The organism is Paraburkholderia franconis (assembly GCF_009362735.1).
Lineage (GTDB): Bacteria > Pseudomonadota > Gammaproteobacteria > Burkholderiales > Burkholderiaceae > Paraburkholderia > Paraburkholderia franconis.
Genome location: NZ_WHNP01000017.1, coordinates 68,879 through 93,779 on the forward strand (window position 1 = coordinate 68,879; position 24,901 = coordinate 93,779).

The 24,901-nt window shown below is 65.2% G+C and carries 23 protein-coding genes and 1 riboswitch; of the genes, 19 read left to right on the top strand and 4 right to left on the bottom strand.

Annotation, left to right across the window (positions count from 1 at the left end):
* Window positions 1–355: 355 nt before the first annotated feature.
* The gene (pepN, locus tag GCT13_RS19630; RefSeq protein WP_152760707.1) at window positions 356–3,058 is read right to left on the bottom strand and encodes an aminopeptidase N; all 2,703 of its coding nucleotides are present in this window, start codon (window positions 3,056–3,058) and stop codon (window positions 356–358) included.
* Window positions 3,059–3,238: 180 nt separating this feature from the next.
* On the opposite strand from pepN, the gene GCT13_RS19635 reads away from it, so the two are divergent.
* Window positions 3,239–3,934, top strand: a complete 696-nt coding sequence (locus GCT13_RS19635) for a DUF4136 domain-containing protein (RefSeq protein ID WP_152760709.1) — start codon at window positions 3,239–3,241, stop codon at window positions 3,932–3,934.
* 104 nt (window positions 3,935–4,038) lie between these two features.
* Here the strand turns inward: GCT13_RS19635 and GCT13_RS19640 are convergent, their stop codons facing one another.
* Window positions 4,039–4,611, bottom strand: a complete 573-nt coding sequence (locus GCT13_RS19640; protein ID WP_090867853.1) for a TMEM165/GDT1 family protein — start codon at window positions 4,609–4,611, stop codon at window positions 4,039–4,041.
* A 41-nt stretch (window positions 4,612–4,652) separates the two neighbouring features.
* A riboswitch (yybP-ykoY riboswitch) is annotated at window positions 4,653–4,851 on the bottom strand.
* 513 nt (window positions 4,852–5,364) lie between these two features.
* Here GCT13_RS19640 and GCT13_RS19645 point away from each other — a divergent pair.
* The 17 genes from GCT13_RS19645 to GCT13_RS19725 all read left to right on the top strand — a co-directional run bounded on the left by GCT13_RS19645 (window position 5,365) and on the right by GCT13_RS19725 (window position 22,047).
* Window positions 5,365–6,078: a beta-ketoacyl synthase chain length factor gene (locus GCT13_RS19645; RefSeq protein WP_152760711.1), complete on the top strand. Its 714-nt coding sequence runs from the start codon at window positions 5,365–5,367 to the stop codon at window positions 6,076–6,078.
* Complete coding sequence (locus GCT13_RS19650) at window positions 6,062–6,856, top strand: lysophospholipid acyltransferase family protein (protein WP_152760713.1); 795 nt, start codon at window positions 6,062–6,064, stop codon at window positions 6,854–6,856. The genes GCT13_RS19645 and GCT13_RS19650 overlap by 17 nt, the downstream gene beginning before the upstream one ends.
* Complete coding sequence (locus GCT13_RS19655) at window positions 6,837–7,136, top strand: phosphopantetheine-binding protein (protein ID WP_090868006.1); 300 nt, start codon at window positions 6,837–6,839, stop codon at window positions 7,134–7,136. Before GCT13_RS19650 ends, GCT13_RS19655 begins: the two co-directional genes overlap by 20 nt.
* Window positions 7,133–7,390 carry an acyl carrier protein gene (locus tag GCT13_RS19660; RefSeq protein WP_087738017.1) on the top strand — a complete coding sequence of 86 codons (258 nt, stop codon included), beginning with the start codon at window positions 7,133–7,135 and terminating at the stop codon, window positions 7,388–7,390. The genes GCT13_RS19655 and GCT13_RS19660 overlap by 4 nt, the downstream gene beginning before the upstream one ends.
* Before the next feature lie 47 nt (window positions 7,391–7,437).
* A complete protein-coding gene (locus tag GCT13_RS19665; RefSeq protein ID WP_407670821.1) occupies window positions 7,438–8,088 on the top strand; it encodes a COG4648 family protein in 651 nt (216 codons plus the stop codon).
* Window positions 8,085–9,788, top strand: a complete 1,704-nt coding sequence (locus GCT13_RS19670; protein WP_152760842.1) for an AMP-binding protein — start codon at window positions 8,085–8,087, stop codon at window positions 9,786–9,788. Before GCT13_RS19665 ends, GCT13_RS19670 begins: the two co-directional genes overlap by 4 nt.
* On the top strand, window positions 9,785–11,551 hold the full coding sequence (locus GCT13_RS19675) for a glycosyltransferase family 2 protein (RefSeq protein ID WP_152760717.1): 1,767 nt from the start codon (window positions 9,785–9,787) through the stop codon (window positions 11,549–11,551). Before GCT13_RS19670 ends, GCT13_RS19675 begins: the two co-directional genes overlap by 4 nt.
* Complete coding sequence (locus tag GCT13_RS19680) at window positions 11,538–13,130, top strand: HAL/PAL/TAL family ammonia-lyase (protein ID WP_152760719.1); 1,593 nt, start codon at window positions 11,538–11,540, stop codon at window positions 13,128–13,130. The genes GCT13_RS19675 and GCT13_RS19680 overlap by 14 nt, the downstream gene beginning before the upstream one ends.
* A complete protein-coding gene (locus GCT13_RS19685) occupies window positions 13,130–13,567 on the top strand; it encodes an acyl-CoA thioesterase (RefSeq protein ID WP_152760721.1) in 438 nt (145 codons plus the stop codon). The genes GCT13_RS19680 and GCT13_RS19685 overlap by 1 nt, the downstream gene beginning before the upstream one ends.
* A complete protein-coding gene (locus tag GCT13_RS19690; RefSeq protein WP_152760723.1) occupies window positions 13,555–14,226 on the top strand; it encodes an outer membrane lipoprotein carrier protein LolA in 672 nt (223 codons plus the stop codon). Before GCT13_RS19685 ends, GCT13_RS19690 begins: the two co-directional genes overlap by 13 nt.
* Window positions 14,226–16,643: an MMPL family transporter gene (locus tag GCT13_RS19695; RefSeq protein ID WP_152760844.1), complete on the top strand. Its 2,418-nt coding sequence runs from the start codon at window positions 14,226–14,228 to the stop codon at window positions 16,641–16,643. Before GCT13_RS19690 ends, GCT13_RS19695 begins: the two co-directional genes overlap by 1 nt.
* Window positions 16,640–17,824 carry a beta-ketoacyl-[acyl-carrier-protein] synthase family protein gene (locus GCT13_RS19700; RefSeq protein ID WP_152760725.1) on the top strand — a complete coding sequence of 395 codons (1,185 nt, stop codon included), beginning with the start codon at window positions 16,640–16,642 and terminating at the stop codon, window positions 17,822–17,824. The genes GCT13_RS19695 and GCT13_RS19700 overlap by 4 nt, the downstream gene beginning before the upstream one ends.
* Before the next feature lie 36 nt (window positions 17,825–17,860).
* A complete protein-coding gene (locus tag GCT13_RS19705; RefSeq protein WP_152760727.1) occupies window positions 17,861–18,343 on the top strand; it encodes an ApeP family dehydratase in 483 nt (160 codons plus the stop codon).
* Window positions 18,340–19,065, top strand: a complete 726-nt coding sequence (locus GCT13_RS19710; RefSeq protein ID WP_152760729.1) for a 3-ketoacyl-ACP reductase FabG2 — start codon at window positions 18,340–18,342, stop codon at window positions 19,063–19,065. Before GCT13_RS19705 ends, GCT13_RS19710 begins: the two co-directional genes overlap by 4 nt.
* Window positions 19,065–20,291: a beta-ketoacyl-ACP synthase gene (locus tag GCT13_RS19715; protein ID WP_152760730.1), complete on the top strand. Its 1,227-nt coding sequence runs from the start codon at window positions 19,065–19,067 to the stop codon at window positions 20,289–20,291. Before GCT13_RS19710 ends, GCT13_RS19715 begins: the two co-directional genes overlap by 1 nt.
* Window positions 20,288–21,514, top strand: a complete 1,227-nt coding sequence (locus GCT13_RS19720; RefSeq protein ID WP_152760733.1) for a beta-ketoacyl-[acyl-carrier-protein] synthase family protein — start codon at window positions 20,288–20,290, stop codon at window positions 21,512–21,514. The genes GCT13_RS19715 and GCT13_RS19720 overlap by 4 nt, the downstream gene beginning before the upstream one ends.
* Before the next feature lie 104 nt (window positions 21,515–21,618).
* Window positions 21,619–22,047 carry a hypothetical protein gene (locus GCT13_RS19725; protein WP_152760735.1) on the top strand — a complete coding sequence of 143 codons (429 nt, stop codon included), beginning with the start codon at window positions 21,619–21,621 and terminating at the stop codon, window positions 22,045–22,047.
* Between the two features lie 109 nt (window positions 22,048–22,156).
* Here the strand turns inward: GCT13_RS19725 and GCT13_RS19730 are convergent, their stop codons facing one another.
* On the bottom strand, window positions 22,157–22,897 hold the full coding sequence (locus GCT13_RS19730) for a class I SAM-dependent methyltransferase (protein ID WP_321574480.1): 741 nt from the start codon (window positions 22,895–22,897) through the stop codon (window positions 22,157–22,159).
* 126 nt (window positions 22,898–23,023) lie between these two features.
* Between GCT13_RS19730 and GCT13_RS19735 the strand changes: the two genes are divergently transcribed.
* Entirely contained in the window at window positions 23,024–24,271 is a 1,248-nt protein-coding gene (locus GCT13_RS19735) for an NAD(P)/FAD-dependent oxidoreductase (RefSeq protein WP_152760739.1), read from the top strand.
* A gap of 76 nt (window positions 24,272–24,347) precedes the next feature.
* On the opposite strand, the gene GCT13_RS19740 is transcribed toward GCT13_RS19735, so the two are convergent.
* Window positions 24,348–24,839, bottom strand: coding sequence for a hypothetical protein (locus GCT13_RS19740; protein WP_152760741.1), 492 nt, complete (start codon window positions 24,837–24,839; stop codon window positions 24,348–24,350).
* Window positions 24,840–24,901 lie beyond the last annotated feature (62 nt).

The window sequence follows — 24,901 nt, forward strand, 5'->3', positions numbered from 1 at the left end:
TGTGCGGGTTCCGTGACTTTATGAACTGTCCGGATCTGAGGGCGCATAGCCGCCTGCTTTCGATCCGTTGGATGTGCGGCAGATCGACAGCGCGGCTATCGCGAGGATGGCGTGCCGGAATGCGCGTCGCGGGCGGCTCATTGCCATCTTGATGTTGAAGCAAGTTAATGAAAAATCGAAGAAAGGTCGATTTGAGCGAGGCGTGCGCCGTGCCGGATACAAAACCACCTGGCCGAATGGGCCAATGCAGTTCGAGATCGGCGATTCAAGGTGAGCGGACGAAAAAAAGCCGGCACGTGTGCCGGCTTTTGACTGCCGCGAATACCTGAAGACAGGCTAAAGAATCAGGCCAAAGCTAGGCCAAAGCTTTCTCGACGATCTCGCGCACGTCGCGCGACTTCGCCTGAGCCGCGACCTTCTCCAGCGCCGCGCGCATCTGCTCGCGCAGCGCGGGCGTGAAGCGCCGCCACAGCTCCAGCGCACGCGCGAGACGGGCCGCGACCTGCGGATTGAGCGCATCGAGCGCGATGACCTGTTCGGACCAGAACGTGTAGCCCGAGCCGTCTTCCGCGTGGAATTGCGCCGGGTTCGCCGAGCAGAAGCTGAAGATCAGCGAGCGCGCGCGGTTCGGGTTCTTCAGGTTGAATGCGGGGTGCATCATCAGCTTGCGCACGATGTCGATCACGGGGCGCTGTTTCGTGCCGCGCTGCATCGCTTGCAGCGCGAACCATTTGTCGATGACGAGCGGCTCGTTCTCGAAGCGGCGATAGAAGTCGTCGAGTGCGTCGGCGGCGGCCGTGCCGCCGTTCGATGCAGCGGCCGTCAGCAAAGCCGCTAGCGCCGACGCGCGATCCGTCATGTTGTCCGCCGCGTCGTACTGCGCCTTCGCGAGACGCACGGCATCGGCGGGATCGTCGAGTTCGGCGAGATAGGCGAGCGCCAGATTTTTCAGCGCGCGATGGCCGCCCGCTTTCGGCGTGGGCTCATACGCTCCCGGCGTCCGATGCCGTTCGTAGATGGCGAGCCAGTCGCCCTTGAGCGCCGACGCGAGACGCTTGCGCACGTACTGCCGCGCGCTATGCACGGCGGCCGGGTTCGACTCGTCCATCTGCTCGGCGAGATACGCCTCCGACGGCAGCATCAGCGCGAGTTCGCGGAACGCCGGCGACAAGGTCTCGTCGTTCAGCACGCGGGCGAACGCGGCGACGACGGTATCGTCGAGTTCCGGTGTCTTGCCCGTTGCCGCGCGCTCGGCGAGCGTCAGCAGCTCGCGCGTCGCGAGGCGCTGGCCGGCCTCCCAGCGATTGAACGGATCGCTGTCATGCGCAAGCAGGAACGCGAGTTCATCGGCTGTGTAGTCGTATTCGACGACGACGGGCGCCGAGAAATTGCGCAGCAGCGACGGCAGCGGCTTTTCGGCGACATCGACGAACGTGAAGGTCTGCTCGGTCTCGGTGAATTCGAGCACGCGCGTCGTTCGCGGCGAAGCCGATGCTTCGCCTTCGAGGCGCAGCGGCAAGTCCGTGCCGTCCGCGCCGATCAGGCCGATCGCGAACGGAATCAGCAGCGGGCCTTTCTGCGTTTCACGCGCGGCCGGCGACGCGTCGCCGAAGCCTTGCCTGAGCTTCACGGTGTAGCGCTTTTGCGCGGCGTCGTAGTTCGTTGCGACCGTGATGCGCGGCGTACCCGCCTGGCTGTACCAGCGCTCGAACTGCGCGAGGTCGCGGCCATTCGCGTCGGCCATCGCGTGACGGAAGTCGTCGCACGTCACCGCATGGCCATCGTGGCGCTTGAAGTACAGATCCATGCCGCGCCGGAAGCCTTCGCGTCCGAATAGCGTCTGATACATCCGCACGACTTCCGATCCTTTCTCATAGACGGTCATCGTGTAGAAGTTGTTGATCTCGACGTAGCTTTCCGGCCGGACGGGATGAGCCATTGGGCCGGCATCTTCGGCGAACTGCATCTGACGCAGCACGCGCACGTCCTCGATGCGCTTGGTCGCGCGCGCTGCCTGATCCTGGCCGGAGCTGCCGCCGCTTGCCATATCCGCGGAAAACTCCTGGTCGCGGAATACGGTCAGCCCTTCTTTCAGACTCAACTGAAACCAGTCGCGGCACGTGACGCGATTGCCCGTCCAGTTATGGAAGTATTCGTGACCGACGACGGCTTCGATATTCGAAAAGTCCGTATCGGTCGCGGTTTCGGGATTCGCCAGCACGTACTTCGTGTTGAAGATATTGAGGCCCTTGTTTTCCATCGCGCCCATGTTGAAGTCGCTCACGGCGACGATCATGAAGCGGTCCAGATCGAGTTCGAGCCCGAAGCGCTCTTCGTCCCAGCGGATCGAGTGGATCAGCGAATCCATCGCGTGACGGGTCTTGTCGAGATCGTGCGCCTCGACCCACACCTGCAGCAGCTTTTCCTTGCCGGAACTCGTCTTCACGCGTTCTTCGAGCGCGACGAGCTTGCCCGCGACGAGCGCGAACAGATAGCTCGGCTTCCTGAACGGGTCCTCCCAGCGCGCGAAGTGGCGGCCGTCTGGCAGATCGCCCTGTTCGAGCAGATTGCCGTTGGACAGCAGCACTGGGTACGTGGCCTTGTCGGCGCGCATCGTCACCGTGTAGGTGGCCATCACGTCCGGGCGGTCGAGGAACCAGGTGATGCGCCGGAAGCCTTCCGCTTCGCACTGCGTGAAGAAGTTGCCGCTCGATACGTAGAGGCCCGAGAGCGTCGTGTTCGCAGCGGGATTGCAGATGCCCGTCACCGTCAGCTCGAACGAATCGGGCACGTTGTCGACGGTCAGGCCATGTTCGTGCGCATGCACGCCTGCATAAGGCTTGCCGTCGAGCAACGCCTCGACGAACTCCAGTTGCTCGCCGATCAGCTCGAGATGCGTGGCGCGCACGGCATCGGGATTGCGGCGGATGCGCATCGTATTCCTGACGACGGTGCGTTCGGGCACGAGATCGAATTCGAGTGCAACGGTATCGATGAGAAAGGCGGGCGGCGCGTATTCGGCGCGGCGGATCACTTGAGGCGTTTCGGTATCGGCCATGGTGTCGTGACGGAAGAAAGCTCGAAGCCGGCGAGCGTCGTGCGCAGGCCGGGCGGGTCGGACCATTGTACAAAGCCTCGGCCGATCGTGCGGACAGAACTTTTTACCGGCCGTATGAGTCAGCGTATTATCGGGCCGCTCGCGCGGCAGACGCGGGCGACGATACCAACGAGGTAGACCATGAAGCTCGACCGATTGACCCGCCATGCGGCACTCGTGCTGGCGGCGCTCGCTACGCTGCTGGCGGGCTGCACGACCTACGTCACGACGCAGGTGACGGCCTTTTCCGACTGGAACGGCAGCGACGCGACGCGCACTTACGCATTCACGCGCGCGCCGGAGCAGAAGAACAATCTCGAACAGGCCACGTACGAACAGGTCGTCGCGAACGAACTCGCGTTGCATGCGTTCCGGCAAGCCGATGCGCGCGACGCGCGCTATCTGGTGGCGCTCGCCTGGGGCATGCGCTCCGATACCGTGACGGTCGCGCAGCCCGTCTACTATTACAACCCGTGGCCGGGGCCGTACTACTGGGGGCGGCCGTTCGATCCGTGGGGTCCGTGGGGTCCGTTTCCGCCGACGTACGTGAACCAGAGCTATCCCGTATACACGCACCTGCTGGGCATTCGCATCACGGAGCGCGCGTCGGGCAAGGAGGTCTATAACGTGACGGCGCGCAACACGGACGAGCAGTCGTCATTGTTCGCCGCGATGCCTTTTCTCGCGCGCAGCGCGATGTCCGATTTCCCGTTGAGCAACGGCGCGGTGCGGACGGTGAAGATTCCGCTGAACGGGAAAGACGGCGCGTCGAATGAGGTCGCGGCGGGCGGCGCGGCGGCGCCCGTCCCGGCGTCCGGCGCGAAGACGGTCGAGTAGGTGACGAAGCCCGTCATGCGTTTGCGCGCGAAGAAAAGCCGCATCGTGTCAGCGATGCGGCTTTTTTGTTCACAGACGCCGCGCACTCAATGCGACCCGCATCGTCAAACGCCGATACCCATCAGCGCCATTGCGCCCAGCACGACGAACATGATCGCCGCGATGCCGTGCACGAGCTTCGTCGGCAGCTTGTGGGCGAAGCGGTCGCCGAGCAGGATCGCCGGCACGTTCGCGATCATCATGCCGAGCGTCGTGCCCGCGACGACGCCGAAGAATTCATGGAAGCGCGCCGCGAGCGCGACGGTCGCGATCTGCGTCTTGTCACCCATTTCGGCGAGAAAGAATGTGACTACGGTCGCGCCGAAAACGCCGAAGTGCGTGCGGCTGGTGTTCGCTTCCTCGTCCTCCAGCTTGTCGGGCACGAGAATCCACAGGCCCATGCCGATGAACGAGGCGGCCAGCGCCCAGCGCATCACGGTCGGCGTGACGAGCGAGCCGAGCCACGCGCCGAGCGCGCCGGCGCCCGCGTGATTGATGAGCGTCGCGGCAAGCACGCCGAGAATGATAGGGAGCGGTTTGCGATAGCGCGCGGCGAGGACCAGCGAGAGCAGTTGCGTCTTGTCGCCGATTTCAGCGAGCGCGACGGCGCCGGTCGAGATCAGAAAAGCTTGTTCCACGTTTTGATAGATTCCCCGGGCCGAGATGTGTGCGAGCGACGATCCACAACGCGCCGGGCCCTGGAGCGGCGGCGGTGGATCATCGGTCTCGCCAGGCCAGAGGCTGCGTCTGCCATGGCCGATATGGCCAAGTCTGTTGACAGACGCCCCCGCGATTCATGCGCGCTGCGCTCGCTGTTCGGTCTGACCGAACCGTTGCGCGGGCATGAAACGGGGCGGCTACTCCCCAATGAGCGACGGAGTATAGCACGAGGGCCTATACGGCAGAGCCGTGCCTTGCGCAACGTGTGGCGCCTCGTCGCTCGCCTACAGCAAGTCGTTGCGGCGCGGAGCGGGAATGTCGATTTTTAACGGAATCGTCGTATGCGCCCCACTGGAATGGGGAAGTAACAAAACGCGTGGTACTGTTCCGTCCCTGCGTTTGGCCGGGCGCGGCGAAAACCCCTTGGAACAGGCTGCTGCCTGACAGGAAATGCAGGAAAACGCTTTCGTCGCGTGCAAGAGACGGATACAGATGGATACGTCTTTTCTGGCTGATTTCGGCCAGAATGCTCTGTATCATTTCGGGCGGCGGAGGTAATGACCAGACGAAAGCCCGGTTTTGGCATTCCGCCCTAAATAATCATCGCTGCGTGCCGTTATTTCGGTGATTCCTTAAAACAATTCTGGAATCGCCTCGGTGTCGCGCCCCTCACGTGCTGTCGACGGCAGGCGCGCCCACGGCGCCAGCAGCCTTCACGCGCGAACACCGATATGCCCGATCTGCACTGGACAATTCCGGTTGCTCGCTGGTCTTCGTGGCCTGCCGTCGCAGCCGTCTCCCCCGACATTGGCTTCATCGAGCCGATGGTGCGGCGTCGTCTGAGTACGCTGTCGCGGGTCGCGCTGAAGGTCGCGCACGATTGCGCCGCCGACCACCCCAATGTGCGGATCGTTTTCGCCTCGCGCCACGGCGAACTGCGCCGCACGACCGATATCCTGCGCAGCATCAGCGCGGGCGAGCCCGTCTCGCCAACTTCCTTCAGTCTTTCCGTGCTCAACGCGATGACGGGCGTGTTCGGCATCTCGCGCGGCGACCGCACGGCGGCAAGCGCGCTGTCCGCGGGCGCGGAGACGCTCGGCTATGCGCTGCTCGAAGCGCATGCCCAATACGCGAGCGACAAGTCGACGTCCGTGCTGCTCGTCTACGCCGACGAGCCCGCCGATCCCGCGTACGGCACGATCGAAGAGGAAGTGCACGGCGGCGCGCTCGCGATCCTGCTCGACGATTCCGCAGCAACCGGGCGGCTGACCTGCGCACGTACGGCTGCCGTTGCGACGGACACGCCACACGATGCGTGCGCCTCGGGCACCGTCTTTGCGACGCAGAGCCAGGCCGTGCATCACTGCCTCGACACGCGCACGGCCGCGCAGTGGCGCGGCGAGCACGCCGCCTGGGCATGGAGTTGGCATGAAGGCGTGGCTTGACTATCACTGGCGCCTCGTCGCGACGGCGCTTGCATTCACGGCGTTCGGCGTCTGCGGACTCGGCTTTTCGCTGATCCTGTTTCCGGTCGCGTGGATGTGGCCGCATCGCGCGTCGAGGCAGCGTGCCGTCACCGCGATCATCCATGCGTTCTTCCGCGCGCTCGTCGCCGTGCTGCGGCGGGCGGGCGTGATGGAGCTCGATGCGCACGGCGTCGAAGCGCTGCGTCGCGACGGCGAGGGGCCTGCGATCGTCGTCGCCAATCATCCGACGTGGCTCGACGTGATGGTGCTGCTGTCGCTGACGCCGCATGCGTGCTGCGTCGTGAAGAGCGCGCACTGGGGCAATCCGTTTTTCTGGGGCGTCGTGCGCGCGGCCGAGTACGTGAGCAATGCCGATCCCGTCGAGCTCGTCGACGCAGGCGCGTGTCAACTGGCGCGCGGCTACACGATGATCATCTTCCCGGAAGGCACGCGCAGCCCGGCGCGCAACCGGATGCATGCTTTTTCGCGCGGTTTCGCGCACATGGCGCTCAAGTCCGGCGCGCCGATCCTGCCCGTTCTGATGGACTGCGATCCGCCGGCATTCACGAAGGGCATGCGCTGGTACAACGTGCCCGAGCGCGCGTTCCGCATGCGCGTCAACGTGCTCGAACCCGTGGGCGCGGACGGGCTGGCGGCGCACGACGAACCGCCCGCGCTCGCCGCGCGCGCGGTGACGAGCGCAATCGAAGCACACATCACCCGGCACCTGTTCGACTATGGATTCTTTAAAGCTTGAAATCAAACAGCTTCTGATCGAAGCGCTCGATCTGGAAGACCTGACGCCCGCCGACATCGACGACGATGCGCCGCTCTTCGATACCGACGGCGTCGGCCTCGATTCGATCGACGCGCTCGAGATCGGCATCGTGCTGCGCAAACACTATCAACTGACGATCGCGGCGAACGACGAACGCACGCGAGAGCACTTCCGCTCGATCAATACGCTTGCAGCGCTGGTGGCGAGCCAGCGCGAACTGGCGCATGAGTCGGGCGAAACCACAAAGAAAGGGGAATGACCGTGACCGACACCGAGATTCTTGAGCGCATCCGCGCGATCTTCAAAGAGAACTTTGCGATCGAGCCCGAACGCGTGACGCCCGACGCGCATCTGTTCGAAGAGCTCGATCTGGACAGCATCGATGCCGTCGATCTCGCGATCAAGTTGCAGGAGATGACGGGCCGCCGGATCAAGCCGGAGGAGTTCAAGTCGGTGCGTACGGTCGGCGACGTGATCGTCGCCGTCGAGTCGCTGCTCGCGGCGCAGGGCTGATGCACGCGCAACGTTCGCACGCGTGCGACGCTTCGGACGAGGCGCACATGAAAGCTTCCGCACAACGGCCGCATGACGACGCACATGCGTCCGCAGTGAATCAGCGCGGCTGGGCAGGGCTCGCGCTCTCGATCGTCGCGAAGCTCGCGTATCCCGCCGTCATTTTGTGCGCGTGGTTCTGGGACACGCCGCGCTATGTCGGCTGTCTGCTGTTCGCGCTGCTGTGGTTGCAGCGCTGCGCGGGCACGGGCGCGTTCGGCGCGTCGCTGCGCAGGCTCACGCGCGTCGACTGGAGCGTCGCGTTCATGCTGAGCATCGCATCGGCTGCCATCGTGTGGACCAACAGCGAACTGCTGCTGCGCATCTATCCATCACTGGTGAATCTCGGTCTGCTGATCGCGTTCGGCGCGACGCTCGTGCGCGGCCCGACGATGATCGAAAAATTCGCGCGCATCGGCACGCCGGATCTCGGCGAGCCCGCGATCCGCTACACGCGCCGCGTGACGCAGATCTGGTGTGTGTTCTTCGTGCTCAACGGCGCGTTCTCTCTCTACACCGCGCTGTACTGGTCGCGTGAAGCGTGGTCGCTGTATAACGGCGCGATTGCGTATGGACTGATCGGCGTGCTGCTGGCGGGCGAAATCGCATGGCGCTATCTGATGATCCAGCCGCGCGCACGGCGTTCGGGGGCGGCATGATCGCGCTGCACGATCTGCTGTCGTGCGGCCGCGACGCTCGCGTGCCCGTCTGCCGCAACACGCGTCGCGACGGCGAGGCCAACCCCACGATCGACTTCGCGTCGTTCCGCGTGCGCGTTGGCGCGATCGCCGCGCAATTGAGCGGAGCGCATGCGCAACGCTACGCGCTGTGCATCGACGATCCGTTCGACTTTGCGTGCGCGTTGTTCGCGCTCTTCGCATGCGGCAAAGAGCCCGTGATTCCCGCGAACGCAACGCCCGGCTATCTCGCCGATCTGGCCGACGCCTACGATGCCGTGCTGACGGACGCCGACATCCGCGCGAATGCCGACACGCAAGCAGCCGCGCCGGTTGCATCGTTGGCGATCGATCCGAACGCGCCGCTCACGCTTTACACGTCGGGCAGCAGCGGCACGCCGAAGCCGATCCACAAGACGCTCGCGCAATTCAACGCCGAAGTGCACACGCTCGAACGCGAGTGGGGTGCCCTCGTCGGCGATGCGACGATGCTCGCGAGCGTGCCGCATCATCACATCTACGGTTTGCTGTTTCGCGTGATGTGGCCGCTCGCGGCGGGGCGGGCATTCGATCGCGCGATCTGTAACGAGCCGCAGCATGTGCAATCGCGCATCGAGCAATGCGGCCCGGCCGTGGTCGTATCGTCGCCGGCGCAACTGTCGCGCTGGCCCGCGTTGCCGGGCTTCGCGGCGCTGACGCCTGTGCCGCGCGCATTTTTTTCGTCGGGCGGGCCGCTCTCCGCTGAAGCCGCCGCCGAATACACAGCGGCATTCGGCAGCGCGCCGATCGAGATTTACGGCAGCACGGAAACGGGCGGCATCGCGTGGCGCCGGCAGAACGAGACGGCGGCGTGGCAGCCCGTCAACGGCGTCGAAGTGCGGCGTGGCGAAGACGGCGCGCTCGTCGTGCGCTCGCCGCATCTCGGCCACGCCGACTGGCATCGCACCGACGACGCCATCGCGTTCGACGACGACGGCCGCTTCCGTCTGCAAGGGCGGCTCGACCGCGTGATCAAGCTCGACGGCAAGCGCGTGTCGCTGCCCGAAGTCGAAGCGCGTCTCGCGCTGCATCCGTATGTCGCGCAGGCTTGCGTGGTGCCGCTTGCGGGCGCGTCGCGTGAACGGGTCGGTGCCGTCGTCGCGCTCAGCGATTCGGGCAGCGACGCGCTGCGCAGCGAAGGGCGCGTCGCGCTCGCGAAGACATTGCGCCGCCATCTCGCCGCGTATTTCGACGTGGTCGTGCTGCCGCGTCACTGGCGCTTTCGCATCGCGTTGCCGTTCGATGCGCGCGGCAAGCTGCCCGTCGCGGCTGTGGCCGCCGCGTTCGACGCGCGCGCCGAAGGCTTCGAACTATTGTCGGAGGCGCGCAGCGGCGGCGACCTGCACTACGCGCTGCGCGTGCCGCCGACGCTCGTGCATTTCGAAGGCCACTTTCCCGGCCTGCCGATTCTGCCCGGCGTCGTGCAGCTCGACTGGGCGATCCGCCTTGCCGCCGAGCATGTGACGGGCGTGCGCGACATCGAATCCGTCGATCGCCTGAAGTTCACGGCCCCCGTGATGCCGGGCGCGATGCTCGATCTGAAGCTGTCGCACGATGCGGCGCGGCGGCGCGTGCAGTTTGCGTTTCGGCTCGACGGACGCGACTGCTCGTCGGGTGTCATCGTGTATCGGGAGCGGGCATGAGCGAGGTCGTCTTCGCCGCGTGCATCGTCATTCCGATCTACAACCATAAGGATGCGATCGTCGGCACGGTCGAGCGTCTTATCGTGCATGGCCTGCCCATTTTCGTCGTCGACGATGGCAGTGACGAGGCGACTCAAGCCGTGCTCGCGAAGCTGGCGTGCCAGTACCGCCATCAGATGACGCTGCTGCGCCTGCCTGTCAACGGCGGCAAAGGCGCGGCCGTCATGGCGGGACTGCGCGCGGCGAAGCGCGCCGGCTACACGCACGCATTGCAGATCGACGCCGACGGCCAGCACGACGCGAACGACGTGCCGCTGTTCATCGCTGCCGCGCGCGCCGAGCCGGGTGCCGTGATTCTCGGACGCCCTGTCTATGACGAAAGCGTACCGAAGGCGCGTCTCTATGGCCGCTACCTGACGCACGTGTGGGTGTGGATCGAGACGCTGTCGTTCGCAATCCGCGATTCCATGTGCGGCTTTCGCCTCTATCCGCTCGATGCCGCGTGCGCGTTGATCGACAGCGTCGATCTGCCGACGCGCATGGACTTCGACATCGAGATTCTCGTGCGCCTCTACTGGCGGCGTCTCGCGTTCCGTGCGATTCCGACCCGCGTCACGTATGCGACGGACGGCGTCTCGCATTTCGACGTGCTGTGGGACAACGTGCGCATCAGCGCGAGCCATACGCGGCTCGTGTGCGGGATGCTGCTGCGTTTGCCGCTGTTGCTCGCGCACAAGTTCATGCCGCGCAAATCCGCCGCTGTCGTGAGCGGCGACGACGCGAAGTGGTGGCGCATCGCCGAACGCGGCAGCCGCGTCGGCATGACATTGCTCGCGCTTAGCTGCAAGCTGTTCGGTATGCGCTTTACCGCGTTGTGGCTGCATCCCATCGTCGCGTATTTTCTGCTGACGGGCCGCGCCGCACGCGACGCATCGCGCAGCTACTTCGTGCATCTCGCCCATTCGACGCAAGGCGAGCGCACGCCGCGCCCCGGCTGGGGTTCCGCCTACCGGCAGATGCTCGCGTTCGCGCAATCGGGACTCGACAAGCTCGCGGCGTGGTCGGGGCGCATCGGCTCGAACGATGTCATCTTCGACGATGCGTCCGCGTTCGAAGCGCTCGTCGCGAGCGGGCGCGGCGCGCTCGTGATCGGCGCGCATCTGGGCAACCTCGAAATGACGCGCGCGCTCGCGTCGAGCGGCGGGCATGCGAAGGTCACGGCCATCGTCTACACCGAGCACGCGAAGCGCTTCAACAGCGTGCTGTCGACTGCGAACAGCGAGTTCGCCAAGCGTCTCGTGCAGGTGAGCGACTTCGGGCCCGAGACGTCGATGATGATGCAGGAGCGCATCGATGCGGGCGAACTGCTCGTGATCGTCGGCGACCGCGTGCCGGCGCGCGAATCGGGCCGCACGACCGACGCGCAGTTTCTCGGCGCGACGGCGCCGTTCGCGCAAGGGCCGTACGTGCTCGCGCATGCGCTCGGCTGCCCGGTGTATCTGTTCTTCTGCCTGAAAGAGCGCGATGAACGAAACCGCGAGCGCTATCGCATGTATTTCGAGCCGTTCGCCGAGCGCATCGACCTGCCGCGCCGCGAACGCGCACAGCACATCGCGGCATGGGCGCAGCGCTATGCATCGCGCCTCGAACACTATTGCCGCAAGGCGCCTTATCAATGGTTCAACTTCTTCGATTTCTGGGCGCGTCCCCGAAAGGCGATAACGGGTGGCATCCCGCACGGAGACGCGAATGTCAGAACATGATCTGATCGACGATGCACACGCTCACGCCACGCATGCAGCAACGCCGCGCGCGGTGGTGATCGGCGGACGCAGGCTGTCGATCGAAGAGGTCATCGCGATTGCGAAGGGGCGCGCGAGCGTCGCGTTGAGCGGAGACCCCGCGTGGCGTTCGCGCATCGAGCGCGGCGCGGATTTTCTGCGTCGTCATCTCGCGGCGGGCGAGACCGTCTATGGCGTGAACACGGGCTATGGCGATGCGTGCATCGTCGATGTGCCGATGGAACTCGTCGAAGCGCTGCCGCTGCAACTGACGCGCTATCACGGTTGCGGCATGGGCGCGTATCTCGACGACGCGCAGACGCTCGCCGTGATCGCCGCGCGTCTGAACTCGCTGGCTTATGGGTTTTCCGGCGTGCGTCCCGTGCTGCTCGAACGGCTCGCCGATCTGATCAATCATCGCGTGCTGCCGCGCATTCCGGCCGAAGGGTCAGTGGGCGCGAGCGGCGATCTCACGCCGCTTTCGTATGTGGCGGCGGCGCTCGTCGGCGAACGCGACGTGATGTTCGACGGCACGCTGCGCGATGCCGCGGGCATATGGGCGCAACTCGGTCACGTGCCGCTGACGCTCGCGCCGAAAGAAGGTCTCGCGCTGATGAACGGCACGGCCGTGATGACGGGGCTCGCGTGCCTCGCATTCGCGCGCGCCGGGCATCTTGCGCGTCTTGCCGCGCGCCTGACGGCTCTCGCGACGGTCGCGCTCGACGGCCGCGCCGCGCACTTCGACGCGCTGATCTTCGAAGCGAAGCCGCACGCGGGCCAAGCCGATGCGGCCGCATGGATACGCGCGGATCTCGCGGGCCGCGACGATACGCCGGGCCATCGCTTGCAGGACCGCTATTCGATCCGCTGCGCGCCGCATGTGATCGGCGTCGCCGTCGATGCGCTGTCGTGGGTTCGGCGCGACGTCGAGAACGAACTCAATAGCGCCAACGACAATCCGCTGATCGATCCCGATGGCGAGCGGGTGCTGCATGGCGGCAACTTCTACGGCGGCCATATCGCGTTCGCAATGGACGCACTGAAAACAGCCGTCGCGAATCTCGCCGATCTGATGGACCGGCAACTGGCGCTGCTCGTCGACGACAAGTTCAACAACGGCTTGCCGCGCAACCTGTCGGGCGCCACGTCGGCGCGCGCGCCGATCAATCACGGCTTCAAGGCGGTGCAGATCTCGTCGTCGGCGTGGACGGCGGAAGCGCTCAAGCACACGATGCCCGCGAGCGTGTTCTCGCGTTCGACGGAAGCGCACAACCAGGACAAGGTCAGCATGGGCACGATCGCCGCGCGCGACTGCCTGCGCGTGCTCGAACTGACGGAGCAGGTCGCCGCCGCCCACACGCTCGCGACGGTGCAGGCACTCGAATTGCGCATGCGCATCGACGGCGCGACGCCCGTGCCCGCGCCGCTGCGCGCGTTCGCTGCACAGGTCGCAGCGCTGTCGCCGTTCGTCGACGAAGACCGTGCGCTCGAAAGCGATCTGCGCGCACTAATGGCGCGCATCGCCGATTGCGCGCTGGTCGAAGTCGCGGGAGGCGCGTGATGAACGAGCGTCTTCAAGGCAAGACACTGACTGCAAGCGCACTCGTCGAAGTGCCGTTTCATGATGTCGATGCGATGAACGTCTGCTGGCATGGCCATTATCTGAAGTACTTCGAGATCGGCCGCGCCGCGCTGTTGCGCGCGTTCGACTATGACTACCGCGAGATGCAGGCGTCGGGTTATCTGTGGCCGATCGTCGAGGCGCATCTGAAGTACGTGCGGCCCGCGACGTACGGCCAGCGCCTCGACGTGCGTACGGAACTTCTCGAATTCGAAAATCGCCTGAAAATAGGCTATGAAATCGTCGATTGCGCGACGGGCGCGCGGCTGACGAAGGGCTACACGATCCAGGTGGCCGTCGATGCCGCCACGCAGGAATTGCAGTTCGTCTCGCCGTCCGTCGTGTTCGAGAAGCTGGAGCGCGCATGGGCACGTTGACGTTTCGCGCCGCGCTGACGGCTGCATTGCTTGCCGCGAGCTTGAGCACGCTGACGACCGCGCATGCTGCAGCTCAGACGCAGCCTCAAGCGCAAAACGCCAACGCAGCGCTCGTCTCGCAGGTCGCCGCGCGTCTCGCGCAAACGAAGGGCGTGCGCGCGCAGTTCACGCAGACGCAGACGCTCGCCGCGATGAAGCAGCCGCTCGTCAGTACGGGCTCGCTCGTGTTCTTTCGCGAGCGCGGCGTGATCTGGCGCATCGACACGCCGTACAAGGCGACCTATGTGATCGGCGACGCGGGCGTGAGCGAAGTCGATGCGAACGGCAAGCGCATCAACACGAAGAGCGCGCAAGGCGTGCGTGGCGTCGCGCAGGTGTCGAAGATGATGCGCGCGATGCTCGGCGGCGATCTGTCCGCGCTGTACTCGCAGTTCGACGTCGATGCGCAAGGCACGGCGTCGCAATGGAAGCTCGAACTGAAGCCGAACCAGCCGCAGCTCGCGCAATCGATCAAGGGCTTGCAGATGACGGGTGGTGAATTCCTGCAGACGCTGCGCATCGCGCTCGCGAACGGCGACGTCACGCAGATCGAGTTCGCGAAGAGCGAAGCCGTCAGCGAACTGGCGCCCGGCGAACGGACGCTGCTCGGAGCGCAATGATGCTGCTGGCGCGACAGTGGACGAAGACGCAACTGTGGGGCATCCGGGCCGCATGGCTCGTGCTCGCGCTCGCCGCTTCGCTTTACTGTGTCCATCGCTTCATGGGGCCGTCGCCGCTGGAGACGAACCTGCTCGCGCTGCTGCCCGCAACGGAAGCCGACCCTGTCGCCGAAAAAGCCGTCGATACGCTCGCCAACGCGCTCGGCGACCGCACCGTGTTTCTCGTCACGAGCCAGGACGCCGATCACGCGAAAGCGGCCGCGAAGCAGTTCGGCGCAGCGCTGCAAAAGAGCGGCGCGTTCGGCTCGGTGACGGCGGAGTTGCCGCCGTTCGACATGTCAAAGATCGGTGCGCTGTACATGCCCTATCGCTTCGGCCTGCTGACGCGCGACGATCGTGATGCGCTCGCAAGCAACGCGATGCCGCTGCACGATGCGCTGATGCAGCGCATCTACAACCCGGTGCGCGGCCCGCTCGCGACGCAGCTCGCCGACGATCCGTTCGGCTGGCTCGAACACTGGCTTTCAGGCTTGCCGCTCGCGACATCGAATCTCGATCTCGAAGACAACATGCTCGTCGCGCATCGCGGCGACAGGACGAGCGTGCTCGTCGTCACGACGCTGCCGGGCTCCGCATACGAAACGCAGACTCAAAGAGCGGTGCTGTCGGCCGTCGCGCGGACCGAGGCATCGTTGAAGGCGAGCTATCGCGATGCGAGTGTCGCGCGCACAGGCGCGGTGTTCTACGCGGAAGCGGCGCGCAGCGCGTCGGAGCGCGAAGTGCATCTGATCGGCGTCGCGTCCGCGTGCGGCATTGCGTTGCTGATGCTGTGGGTGTTCCGCTCGCCGCGTCTGCTGCTGCTCGGCTTCGTGTCGACGGCGCTCGGCATCGTGTGCGCGCTCGCTGCGACGATGCTCGTGTTCGGCAAGCTGCATCTGCTGACGCTCGTGTTCGGTGCGAGCCTGATCGGCGAGGCCGTCGATTATTCGATTCAGTACTTCGTCGTCTATCTCGGCGCGCAGCAAGGCTGGAATGCGCGGCAAGGCGCGCGTTCGGTGCGGCCCGCGTTGAGCGTTGCGCTCGCGACGAGTCTGCTCGGCTACGCGATCCTCGCGTGGGTGCCGTTCCCGGCGCTCAAGCAGATTGCGTGCTTCGCGATCGCCGGCATCTGCACGGCGTTCGCGTCCGTGCTGTGGCTGCTGCCCGTGCTGCTCGTCAAAGGGCCGAAGCGCGCGCAACGGCGTCTCTTCGTGCGTGCCGCCGCGCTGCTCGCGCGCTGGCATGCGGTGATCGGCGGGCGGCGCGCGTGGATCGTCGCGGGCGTGCTCGTGCTCGCCGCGATTCCAGGCTGGCTGCGACTGACGAGCGACGACGACATCCATCTGCTGATCCAGCGCGATGTGTCGCTGGTGGCGCAGGAAGATCAGGTGCGCAATGCGATCGGCGTCGACAACACGGCGCAGTTCTTCGTCGTGCGTGGTCCTTCGCAGGAAGCCGTGTTGCAGCGCGCGGAAGCGCTCGGCGCGAAGCTCGATGCATTGAGCGACGCGCAATCGGTGGACGGCTGGCAGTCGGTCACGCAGTTCGTGCCGTCGGCGCAACGCCAGGCCGACGCACGCGCCGTGCTCGCGCAGCACGTGTTCGCCGATCCCGCCGCGCTGCGTTCGATGCTGCTGCAAGCGGGCTTTCGCGATGAAGTCGCCGACGCGTGGCTCGCTTCTTACGCGAAGTCGAACGCCGCGCCGCTGACGGTCGAACAGTGGCTCTCCGCGCAATGGTCGCAACCGTATCGTCATCTGTGGCTGGGCGCGGTGGACGCTCGCGGTCAACGCGGCTATGCGGCCATCGTGATTCCGCAGCGTGTGACGCCTGACAACGTTCGAACGTTGACGAACACCGCGCATTCCGTCGAAGGCGTCGTATTCGTCGACAAGGCCGCGAGCGTGTCGAAGCTCTTCGGCGCGTATCGCGTCGACAGCGGCATCTGGCTCGCGCTCGCGCTGCTGCTCGTGCTGGTGCTGCTGATGGCGCGCTACACGCCGCGCGGCGGCATCGCGACCACGCTGCCCGTGTTGCTCGCGATCGGCGTGACGCTGGCCGCGTTCGGCTACGCGCGCGTGCCGCTCAATCTGTTCAACTGTCTCGCGCTGATGCTGGTGCTCGGCGTCGGCGCAAACTATGCGGTGTTTCTGCGCGAAGGCTGCCTGCGCGACGACGCCGATCTCGGCGCCGTGTGGACGGGCGTGCTGCTGTCGGCGGCGACGACGCTGCTGTCGTTCGGCATGCTCGGCATGAGCGAGATGCCCGCATTGAAGAGTTTCGGGGCCACGCTGGCGCTCGGCATCCTCGTGTCGGTGCTGCTTGCGCCGATCGGGATGCCGCATCACGAAAGAACCGCAACGAGGAGAGCCGCATGACGCTGCCATCTGTTTATCTGCACGCGCTCGGCATGGTCAATGCGCTCGGCGGCGACGTCGATTCGATCGTGCCCGCGCTCGCGGCCGCGCAATCGCCGGGCATGGGGCTGATGCACACCGGGATCGGCGATGCATTCGTCGGCCGCGTGTCGACGCCGCTCGACATCGCGCCGCCCGAACCGTTGAAGCGCTTCGACTGCCGCAACAACCGCATGCTGCTCGCGGCGATCGCACAGATTCGCCCGTCGATCGAAGCCGCACGAGAGCGCTACGGCTCGCATCGCATCGGCGTCGTGCTCGGCACGAGCACATCGGGCATCGATGCAGCGGAAGTCGCGTTCGTTCATCAGGCGCAAGCGGGCCAACTGCCCGATAACTTCAACTACCGGCAGATGGAGATCGGCACGGCCGCGCCGTTCGCGGCCGCCGCGCTCGACGTGCAGGGCCCCGCGTTCACGATTTCGACGGCGTGCACGTCGAGCGCAAAAGCGTTCGTGTCGGCTCGCCGTTTGTTGCAACTGGGCCTGTGCGACGCGATGATCGTCGGCGGCGTCGATACGCTGTGCGAACTGACGGTGCAGGGCTTCGCGTCACTCGAATCGACGAGCATCACGCGCACCAATCCGATGAGCCGCAATCGCAACGGCATCAACGTCGGCGAAGGCGCGGCCGTGTTTCTGATGACGCGCGACGAAGGCGAAGTGCGCCTCGCGGGCGCGGGCGAATCGAGCGACGCGCATCATGTGTCAGCGCCGGACCCGCGCGGCGTCGGCGGCGAGCTCGCGTTGCGCGACGCGCTGAAGGACGCGGGCATCGATGCGTCGGCGATTGCGTATGTGAATCTGCACGCAACGGCCACGCGCAAGAACGACGATATGGAAGCGCATCTGATGGCGCGCGTGTTCGCGAACGGCGTGCCCGCGAGCGGCACGAAGCCGTTCACCGGGCACCAGCTCGGCGCGGCGGGCGCGACGGAACTGGGCTTCGCGTGGCTCACGCTCGCGCGCGACGGCGTGGCAATGCCGCGTCATCAATGGGACGGCGAAGCGGACCCGGCGCTGCCCGTGCTCGATCTCGTGCAGGACGAGCGGCATGTTTCGCGCAGTGGCGGCACGCGGTACGTGATGAGCAATTCGTTCGCGTTCGGCGGCAGCAACGTCAGCCTGATACTGGCGCGTTGACCCGCATCGAATGCCACGCAGCAAAAACATAACGACATGACGGCCACACCCGAGACCAACGAAATTTTTCCGCCGATCGATACGATCCTGCCGCATCGCGGCACGATGCTGCTGATGGACGGCGTGAGCGCATGCAGCGACGTTGCGCTGACGGCCCATGCGGCCGTGCGTGGCGACGCATGGTACGCGGACCAAAGCGGCGCGATGCCCGCGTGGATCGGCATCGAGCTGATGGCGCAAGCGGTGGCCGCGCACGTTGCGCTGCTCGCAATGCGCGCGGGCGGCCGCGCGCGTCCGGGCGTGCTGCTCGGTACGCGCAGCTACAAGGCACACGTGAGCGCGTTCGCTCGCGATGCGCAACTGACGATCGGCGCGCATGAGGTGCTGCGAAGCGAAGAGGGGCACAGCGCGTACGGATGCACGATCGACCATGACGGCGCGCGTTGTGCGGAGGCCGTCATCAAGGTCTTTCAACCGGGCGATTTTCAGACGTTCATCGAAGGGAGTCTCAGTACATGAGCCGGCGAGTACTCGTAACGGGCGCGAGCCGCGGCATCGGCCGCGCGATTGCGTATCAACTGGCCGCCGACGGCTTCGCCGTCTCCGTGCATTGCCGCACGGGCCGCACCGAAGCGCAAGCCGTCACGGCGGGCATCGCGGCGCAAGGCGGTTCGGCGCGCGTGCTGCAGTTCGACGTGCGCGAGCGCGCCGCGTGCCGTGAAGTGCTTGAAGCGGATGTGGCCGCGCACGGACCGTACTACGGCATCGTGTGCAGCGCGGGCGTGACGCGCGACGCCGCCTTTCCCGCGCTCACCGACGAAGACTGGGACATCGTGATCGAAACGGGACTCGACGCGTTCTACAACGTGATCCATCCGCTCACGATGCCGATGGTCCGCGCGAAAAAGGGCGGGCGCATCGTGACGATCGCGTCGGTGTCAGGCGTGATCGGCAATCGCGGACAGGTCAACTACAGCGCGGCGAAAGCGGGGCTGATCGGCGCGACGAAGGCGCTCGCCGTCGAACTCGCGTCGCGCGGCATCACGGTCAACTGCGTGGCGCCCGGGCTGATCGAAACGGGCATGCTCGACGACGTGCCGCTCGAACACGCGTTGAAGAACGTGCCGATGAACCGTGTCGGTCAACCGGCTGAAGTCGCGTCGGTGGTCAGCTTCCTGATGTCGGACGCGGCCTCGTATGTGACGCGCCAGGTGATCGGCGTCAATGGCGGGATGATCTGATGAAGCGAGTCGTCGTTACGGGCATGGGCGGCGTCACGGCGCTCGGCAGCCGCTGGGACGAGATCGAAGCGGCGTTGAAGGCGGGCCGCAATGCGGTGCGGCGCATGCCGGAGTGGGACTATTTCGAGTCGCTGCACACGCGTCTCGCATGTCCGCTGCCTGCGTTCGAGCAGCCCGCGCAATGGCCGCGCAAGAAGACGCGCTCGATGGGCACGGTGTCGATGTACGCGGTGCGCGCGAGCGAACTGGCGCTCGCCGACGCGGGCCTCGCGGACGATGCATCGATCAAGGACGGCCGCATGGGCGTCGCCTATGGCTCGTCGTCGGGTTCCGTCGAACCGATACGCGCGTTCGGCGCGATGCTCGAAACGGGCGCGATGACCAACGTCACGTCGAACAGCTACGTGCAAATGATGCCGCACACGACGGCCGTCAACGTGAGCCTCTTCTGGGACCTGAAAGGCCGCATCGTGCCGACGTCGTCGGCGTGCGCGTCGGGCAGCCAGGCAATCGGCTACGCGTACGAAGCGATCGCGACGGGCAAGCAGGCGCTGATGCTCGCGGGCGGCGCGGAAGAATTGTCGGGGCCCGCCGTCGCCGTATTCGACACGCTCTATGCGACCAGCACGCGCAATGACGAGCCGCATCTGACGCCGCGTCCGTTCGATGCGAAGCGCGACGGTCTCGTGGTCGGCGAGGGCGCGGCGACACTCGTGCTCGAAGAGTACGAGCACGCGAAGGCGCGCGGCGCGACGATTCACGCGGAGATCGTCGGCTTCGGCTGCAATTCGGATGGCGCGCACATGACGCAGCCGACGGCCAACACGATGGCGCGCGCGATGCAGCTCGCGCTCGAAGACGCGAAGCTCGACGCGCAGGCCATTGCGTATGTGAACGCGCATGGCACGTCGACGGATCGCGGCGACATCGCGGAGAGCGAGGCGACGGCGCAGACCTTCGGCGAGCGCATGCCGATTTCATCGCTGAAGAGCTACGTCGGCCATACGCTCGGCGCGTGCGGCGCGCTCGAAGCGTGGTGGACGATCGAGATGATGAAGCGCAACTGGTATGCGCCGACGTTGAATCTCACCGATGTCGATCCCGCCTGCGCGCCGCTCGATTACATCGAGCGCGAGGGTCGCAGCATCGACGCCGGGTACGTGATGAGCAACAACTTCGCGTTTGGCGGCATCAATACATCGCTGATTTTCAGGCGCGTTCGATGAGCAATCAGCGACGCTTGAAGCGTGTCGTCGTGACGGGCATGGGCATCGTGTCCTGTCTCGGCAATACGCTCGATGAAGTGAGCGCCGCGCTGCGCGAAGGGCGCAGCGGCGTCACGCATATCGATGCGTGGCGCGCGCGCGGCTTCGGCACGCAGGTCGCGGGCGTCGCGTCGGTGGCGGGCGAGCCGCCGTTCGACCGCAAGCTCGAACGCTTCATGGGCGATACCGCGCGCTTTGCCTGTCACGCGGCGCGCAAGGCGATCGACGATGCCCGTCTCGATCCCGCTGCGCTACGCTCGTCCGATGTTGGTGCCGTGATCGGCTCGGGCGTCGGCGCGATGTCCGCGTATGACGAAGCGGTGGCCGTGGCGAATGCGCGCGGTATCGACAGAACGCCGCCGTACACGGTGCCGCAGGTGATGAGCAGCACGGCGTCGGCGAATGTCGCGCAGGTGTTCGGCATCGAAGGCGTCGCGTATTCGCCGTCGTCGGCGTGCACGACATCGGCGCTCGCTATCGGCCAGGCGATGCAGCTGATCCAGACGGGTCGTCAGCAGATCGTGCTCGCAGGCGGCAGCGAATGCCTGCACGACAACATGACGCTGATGTTCGACGCGATGCACGCGCTGTCGCGCCGTTTCAACGACACGCCTGCGCGCGCATCGCGGCCGTACGACACGGCGCGCGACGGCTTCGTGATCGCCGCGGGCGGCGGCGTGCTGGTGCTCGAAGCACTCGATCATGCGCTCGCGCGCGGCGCGCGCATTTACGCGGAGCTGACGGGCTTCGGCCACGGCACGGATGGCGCGGGCATGGTGACGCCGCACGCGCCGGGCATCGCGCGCGCGATCAAGGCCGCGCTCGACGAAGCGGGCACGCGCCCCGACTACGTGAACACGCACGCGCCGTCGACGCCGCTCGGCGATCTTGAAGAACTGCGCGCGCTGCAAACGGTATTCGGCTCAGACGTGCCGCCGTTTTCGTCGACGAAGGGACTCACGGGGCATCCGCTCGGCGCTTGCGGCGCGCACGAAGCGATCTACACGCTGCTGATGATGCGCGACGGTTTCATCGCGGGCACGCCGGGCATCGGGCACATCGAGCCGTTGGCGCAGGCGCTGCCGCTTGTGCAGGCGACGCGCGATGCGCGCATCGACAGGGCGATGTCGGTGTCGTTCGGCTTCGGCGGCAGTTGCGCGAGCCTGATGTTCGCAAGGATCTGACCGCCGCCTGTCGGGATCAAGCCCGGGACGAATCTCGGGACGAATCACAGGCAAACGAGTGCAGTAGCACGCGCGATAAACAACGAAAAAAAGGAAGCCGAACAATGAAAACGAAAATGACACTGGGGCTGGTGGCGGCCGTTCTGCTAACGCAGGCGGGCTGCACGACGAAGATCAGATCGCTGCCGATGCCGGCCGCGTTGCAGACACGGAACGCGCAAGACGTCGCGCTCTATTTCGGCGACGAGGCACATGCGCCCGTCAAGCAGACGTTCGGCAACAAGGAGTTCGCGGTGCGTATGAACCGCCAGCCGGAAAGCAGCAAGGAGGTGACCTGCAATCTCGCGCTGACGAAGGCGCTTCAACAACTGCGCGACTATGCGCGCGAGCAGCACGCGAATGCCGTCATCAACGTGAAGACGCGCTTTCAAAGCACGATCACGGCATCCGCGACAGAGTTTACTTGCGGCGCGAGCCTGAATGGATCGACGCTTGCCGTGCGCGGCGATGTCGTGACGCTCGAAACGAACTGAACGCACTGCGCGAAAGCGCAACGGCGTTCACCTGTGGAGCAGGCGTGACGATTGCTGATGCTCGGGGACGCCGCCGGGCATCGCCGATGCCCGGCGCCCCTCGATATGATCAAGCCGTCTTGACGGCCGCGACGTTGACGAGCGTTTCGCGCCGCTTGCCGGGCTTCGGCGTATAGATGCGCAGACGTTCGAGCAGCCCGAAATCTTTCGCGCGGCTCCACCACAGATACGGCAGCGACACGTTGCGCGTGCCGAACGTGAAGCCGCCTCGACGGATCATGTCGAGATAGCCGTCCGCGCTCTTTTGCACGTGCATCGGGTGACGGAAGAGCAGGCGGATCACCCACGACTTGATGTACGCGTCGGTCGATTCGGCGAACAGCAGCACGCCGCCCGGCTTCAGCACGCGGCGGAACTCGGCGAGCGCGCGCTCCTGTTCGACGAGATGGTGAAACGTCTGATGGCAGAAGACGATATCGGCGCTTTCATCGGGTAACGGCAGATTCGCGCAGTCGCCATGCAGCAGGTCGATGTGCGTCGAACGGGTATCGGCGTGATTGCCGCAGTTGCGCGCGGATTGCGCGGCAAGCCCGAGCGACGGCCGATGAAAGTCCACGCCGACGATACGCGCCGGCTTGAACGTTTGCGCGAGCAGCCGGAATGAAATACCCTGGCCGCAACCGGCATCGACGATCACGGGCGAAGCGGGCAGGGGCGTATCGATCAGGCGCTTCAGATCGTTGATCGCGACGCGCAGCACATGATGTTCCCAGGTATGGGTGCGGAGGAACCAGACGCCGAAGGCCGTCTCCGGCACGAAGGGCACGCTGGATGTTTCGTTGGACTGCACGTTGTTCCCCGTGAATCGTTGGTCCTGGTTTGATTTCTTGATGGTTGCGCGACATTGTAATCGCAGGCGGGTCTTGCGGATGTCGCGTGTGCAATACGTAATGACAGGTTATTTGAAGGAAGATCAATGATGACGGAATCGTCGCTGAACGCCGCCGTGGATGTGGCCATCATCGGAGCAGGGCCGTCGGGCGCTGTCGCCGCGGCGCTGCTGCGCAAGGCGGGCCGCTCGGTGCTCGTGCTCGAACGCCAGCACTTTCCGCGCTTCTCGATTGGCGAGAGCCTGTTGCCGCAGAGCATGGCGTACCTCGAAGAAGCGGGCATGCTGCAGGCGGTCGTCGAAGCGGGCTTCCAGTACAAGAACGGCGCGCAGTTCGTGTATCGCGAACAGATGTCGGCGTACGACTTCCGCGACAAGCATTCGGCCGGCTGGGGCACGACATATCAGGTCGAGCGTGCCGTGTTCGACGATCTGCTGATCCGCTGCGCGGCCCAGCAGGGCGCCGACGTGCGTTTCGGCCACACGGTGCTCGCGATGAAGACGGGCGACGCGCCCATGCTCGACGTGACCGACGAAGCGGGCAACCGCTACGAAGTGCAAGCGCGCTTCGTGCTCGATGCGAGCGGATTTGGGCGCGTGCTGCCGCGTCTGTTGAATCTCGAAGCGCCGACGCGCATGCCGACGCGCGCCGCGATCTTCACGCATGTGCGCGACGGCATCCCCGTCAACGCGCACGATCGCAACAAGATCACGGTCGCCGTGCATCCCGAGCATCGCGATGTGTGGTACTGGATGATTCCGTTGGCGAACGGCCGATCGTCGGTGGGCTGCGTCGCAGAGGCCGCATTTCTCGATGTGCCCGAAGCGGAGCGCGAGGCGAAGCTGCGCACGCTGATCCAGAGCGAGCCGACGTTGAACCGCTTGATCGGCAATGCGCCGTTCCTGATGCCCGTGCGACATATCGGCGGCTATTCGGCGAATGTCGAGCGGTTGCATGGACCGGGCTTTGCGCTGCTCGGCAATGCGGGCGAGTTCCTGGACCCGGTCTTTTCATCGGGTGTGACGATCGCGCTGCGTTCCGCGCATCTGGCCGTGAAGACGCTGGAGCGTCAATTGAACGGCGAGACGGTCGACTGGCAGCAGGCGTACGACATCCCGCTGAGAAAGGGCATCGATACGTTCCGCGCATTCGTCGAGCGCTGGTACACGGGCGAGTTGCAGGACATCATGTTCTATCGTGACCAGACGCCTTCGATCCGGCGCATGATCAGCGCGGTGCTCGCAGGCTATGCATGGGACGAAACGAATCCTTATGTCGCGGACCCGGTTCGCAGATTGAACGCGCTGCATGAACTGTGCAGGCAGCAGCCGTAAATGACGAAGGGCGCTTCGTGAATCACGAAGCGCCCACAGATTGAGGATAAGACCTGGTCATAGCCAATTTCGCGTGCTAGTCCTGAGTGTATAAGCTCTTGTAGATAACTTGCCCGAACATAAAGGCAAACCCGCGTGTATCTTGCAGACCTTCGTTCACTCCTCCCATCACCAATGCTGCCGGTGCGCTGCGAATCGCGGTGCCGATCATCTCCGGCTTTACGATTCCCATGAGAAGGAGATCACGGTTTATGCCGAGAAGCATGAATGAACCAGTGCCACCTAACAGATACCCTGCCGCACCTTCCAGATAGATCGTTCCACCTTCGAGGCTTTTCGGATTCGCAAGGTCGGCGCCCTTGAACGAGTCCGTCAGGTACAGCCAACCCATGCTCGTAAAGTCAGTGGTGGAGCCTGACCCGCTCAGTTCATCGCCCTTGACGATCACTTTCGGAAGGGCAAGCCTTGGAATGCGAAGCAGCGTCGATAGTCCACCGGACCTGCCAATTCCAAACCCGCTGTAAAGATATTGGTGTGTTTGGCCTGATGGAGCATCGAGGGCGAACATGCCGTCTTCGGAATTAAAGGCACCGAAGCCAATCCCGGCACCCGCGCTAGTATTAAATTGCC

Excerpts from the sequence above, each read along its gene's own strand:
- GCT13_RS19740 (WP_152760741.1), bottom strand. The coding sequence starts at position 24,839 with ATGTTCGCCCTCGATGCTCCATCAGGCCAAACACACCAATATCTTTAC.
- pepN (WP_152760707.1), bottom strand. The coding sequence starts at position 3,058 with ATGGCCGATACCGAAACGCCTCAAGTGATCCGCCGCGCCGAATACGCG.
- GCT13_RS19650 (WP_152760713.1), top strand. The coding sequence starts at position 6,062 with ATGAAGGCGTGGCTTGACTATCACTGGCGCCTCGTCGCGACGGCGCTT.
- GCT13_RS19690 (WP_152760723.1), top strand. The coding sequence starts at position 13,555 with ATGGGCACGTTGACGTTTCGCGCCGCGCTGACGGCTGCATTGCTTGCC.
- GCT13_RS19710 (WP_152760729.1), top strand. The coding sequence starts at position 18,340 with ATGAGCCGGCGAGTACTCGTAACGGGCGCGAGCCGCGGCATCGGCCGC.
- GCT13_RS19680 (WP_152760719.1), top strand. The coding sequence starts at position 11,538 with ATGTCAGAACATGATCTGATCGACGATGCACACGCTCACGCCACGCAT.
- GCT13_RS19660 (WP_087738017.1), top strand. The coding sequence starts at position 7,133 with ATGACCGTGACCGACACCGAGATTCTTGAGCGCATCCGCGCGATCTTC.
- GCT13_RS19695 (WP_152760844.1), top strand. The coding sequence starts at position 14,226 with ATGCTGCTGGCGCGACAGTGGACGAAGACGCAACTGTGGGGCATCCGG.
- GCT13_RS19675 (WP_152760717.1), top strand. The coding sequence starts at position 9,785 with ATGAGCGAGGTCGTCTTCGCCGCGTGCATCGTCATTCCGATCTACAAC.
- GCT13_RS19735 (WP_152760739.1), top strand. The coding sequence starts at position 23,024 with ATGATGACGGAATCGTCGCTGAACGCCGCCGTGGATGTGGCCATCATC.
- GCT13_RS19655 (WP_090868006.1), top strand. The coding sequence starts at position 6,837 with ATGGATTCTTTAAAGCTTGAAATCAAACAGCTTCTGATCGAAGCGCTC.
- GCT13_RS19635 (WP_152760709.1), top strand. The coding sequence starts at position 3,239 with ATGAAGCTCGACCGATTGACCCGCCATGCGGCACTCGTGCTGGCGGCG.
- GCT13_RS19720 (WP_152760733.1), top strand. The coding sequence starts at position 20,288 with ATGAGCAATCAGCGACGCTTGAAGCGTGTCGTCGTGACGGGCATGGGC.
- GCT13_RS19705 (WP_152760727.1), top strand. The coding sequence starts at position 17,861 with ATGACGGCCACACCCGAGACCAACGAAATTTTTCCGCCGATCGATACG.
- GCT13_RS19700 (WP_152760725.1), top strand. The coding sequence starts at position 16,640 with ATGACGCTGCCATCTGTTTATCTGCACGCGCTCGGCATGGTCAATGCG.
- GCT13_RS19670 (WP_152760842.1), top strand. The coding sequence starts at position 8,085 with ATGATCGCGCTGCACGATCTGCTGTCGTGCGGCCGCGACGCTCGCGTG.
- GCT13_RS19685 (WP_152760721.1), top strand. The coding sequence starts at position 13,130 with ATGAACGAGCGTCTTCAAGGCAAGACACTGACTGCAAGCGCACTCGTC.
- GCT13_RS19665 (WP_407670821.1), top strand. The coding sequence starts at position 7,438 with ATGAAAGCTTCCGCACAACGGCCGCATGACGACGCACATGCGTCCGCA.
- GCT13_RS19725 (WP_152760735.1), top strand. The coding sequence starts at position 21,619 with ATGAAAACGAAAATGACACTGGGGCTGGTGGCGGCCGTTCTGCTAACG.
- GCT13_RS19645 (WP_152760711.1), top strand. The coding sequence starts at position 5,365 with ATGCCCGATCTGCACTGGACAATTCCGGTTGCTCGCTGGTCTTCGTGG.
- GCT13_RS19715 (WP_152760730.1), top strand. The coding sequence starts at position 19,065 with ATGAAGCGAGTCGTCGTTACGGGCATGGGCGGCGTCACGGCGCTCGGC.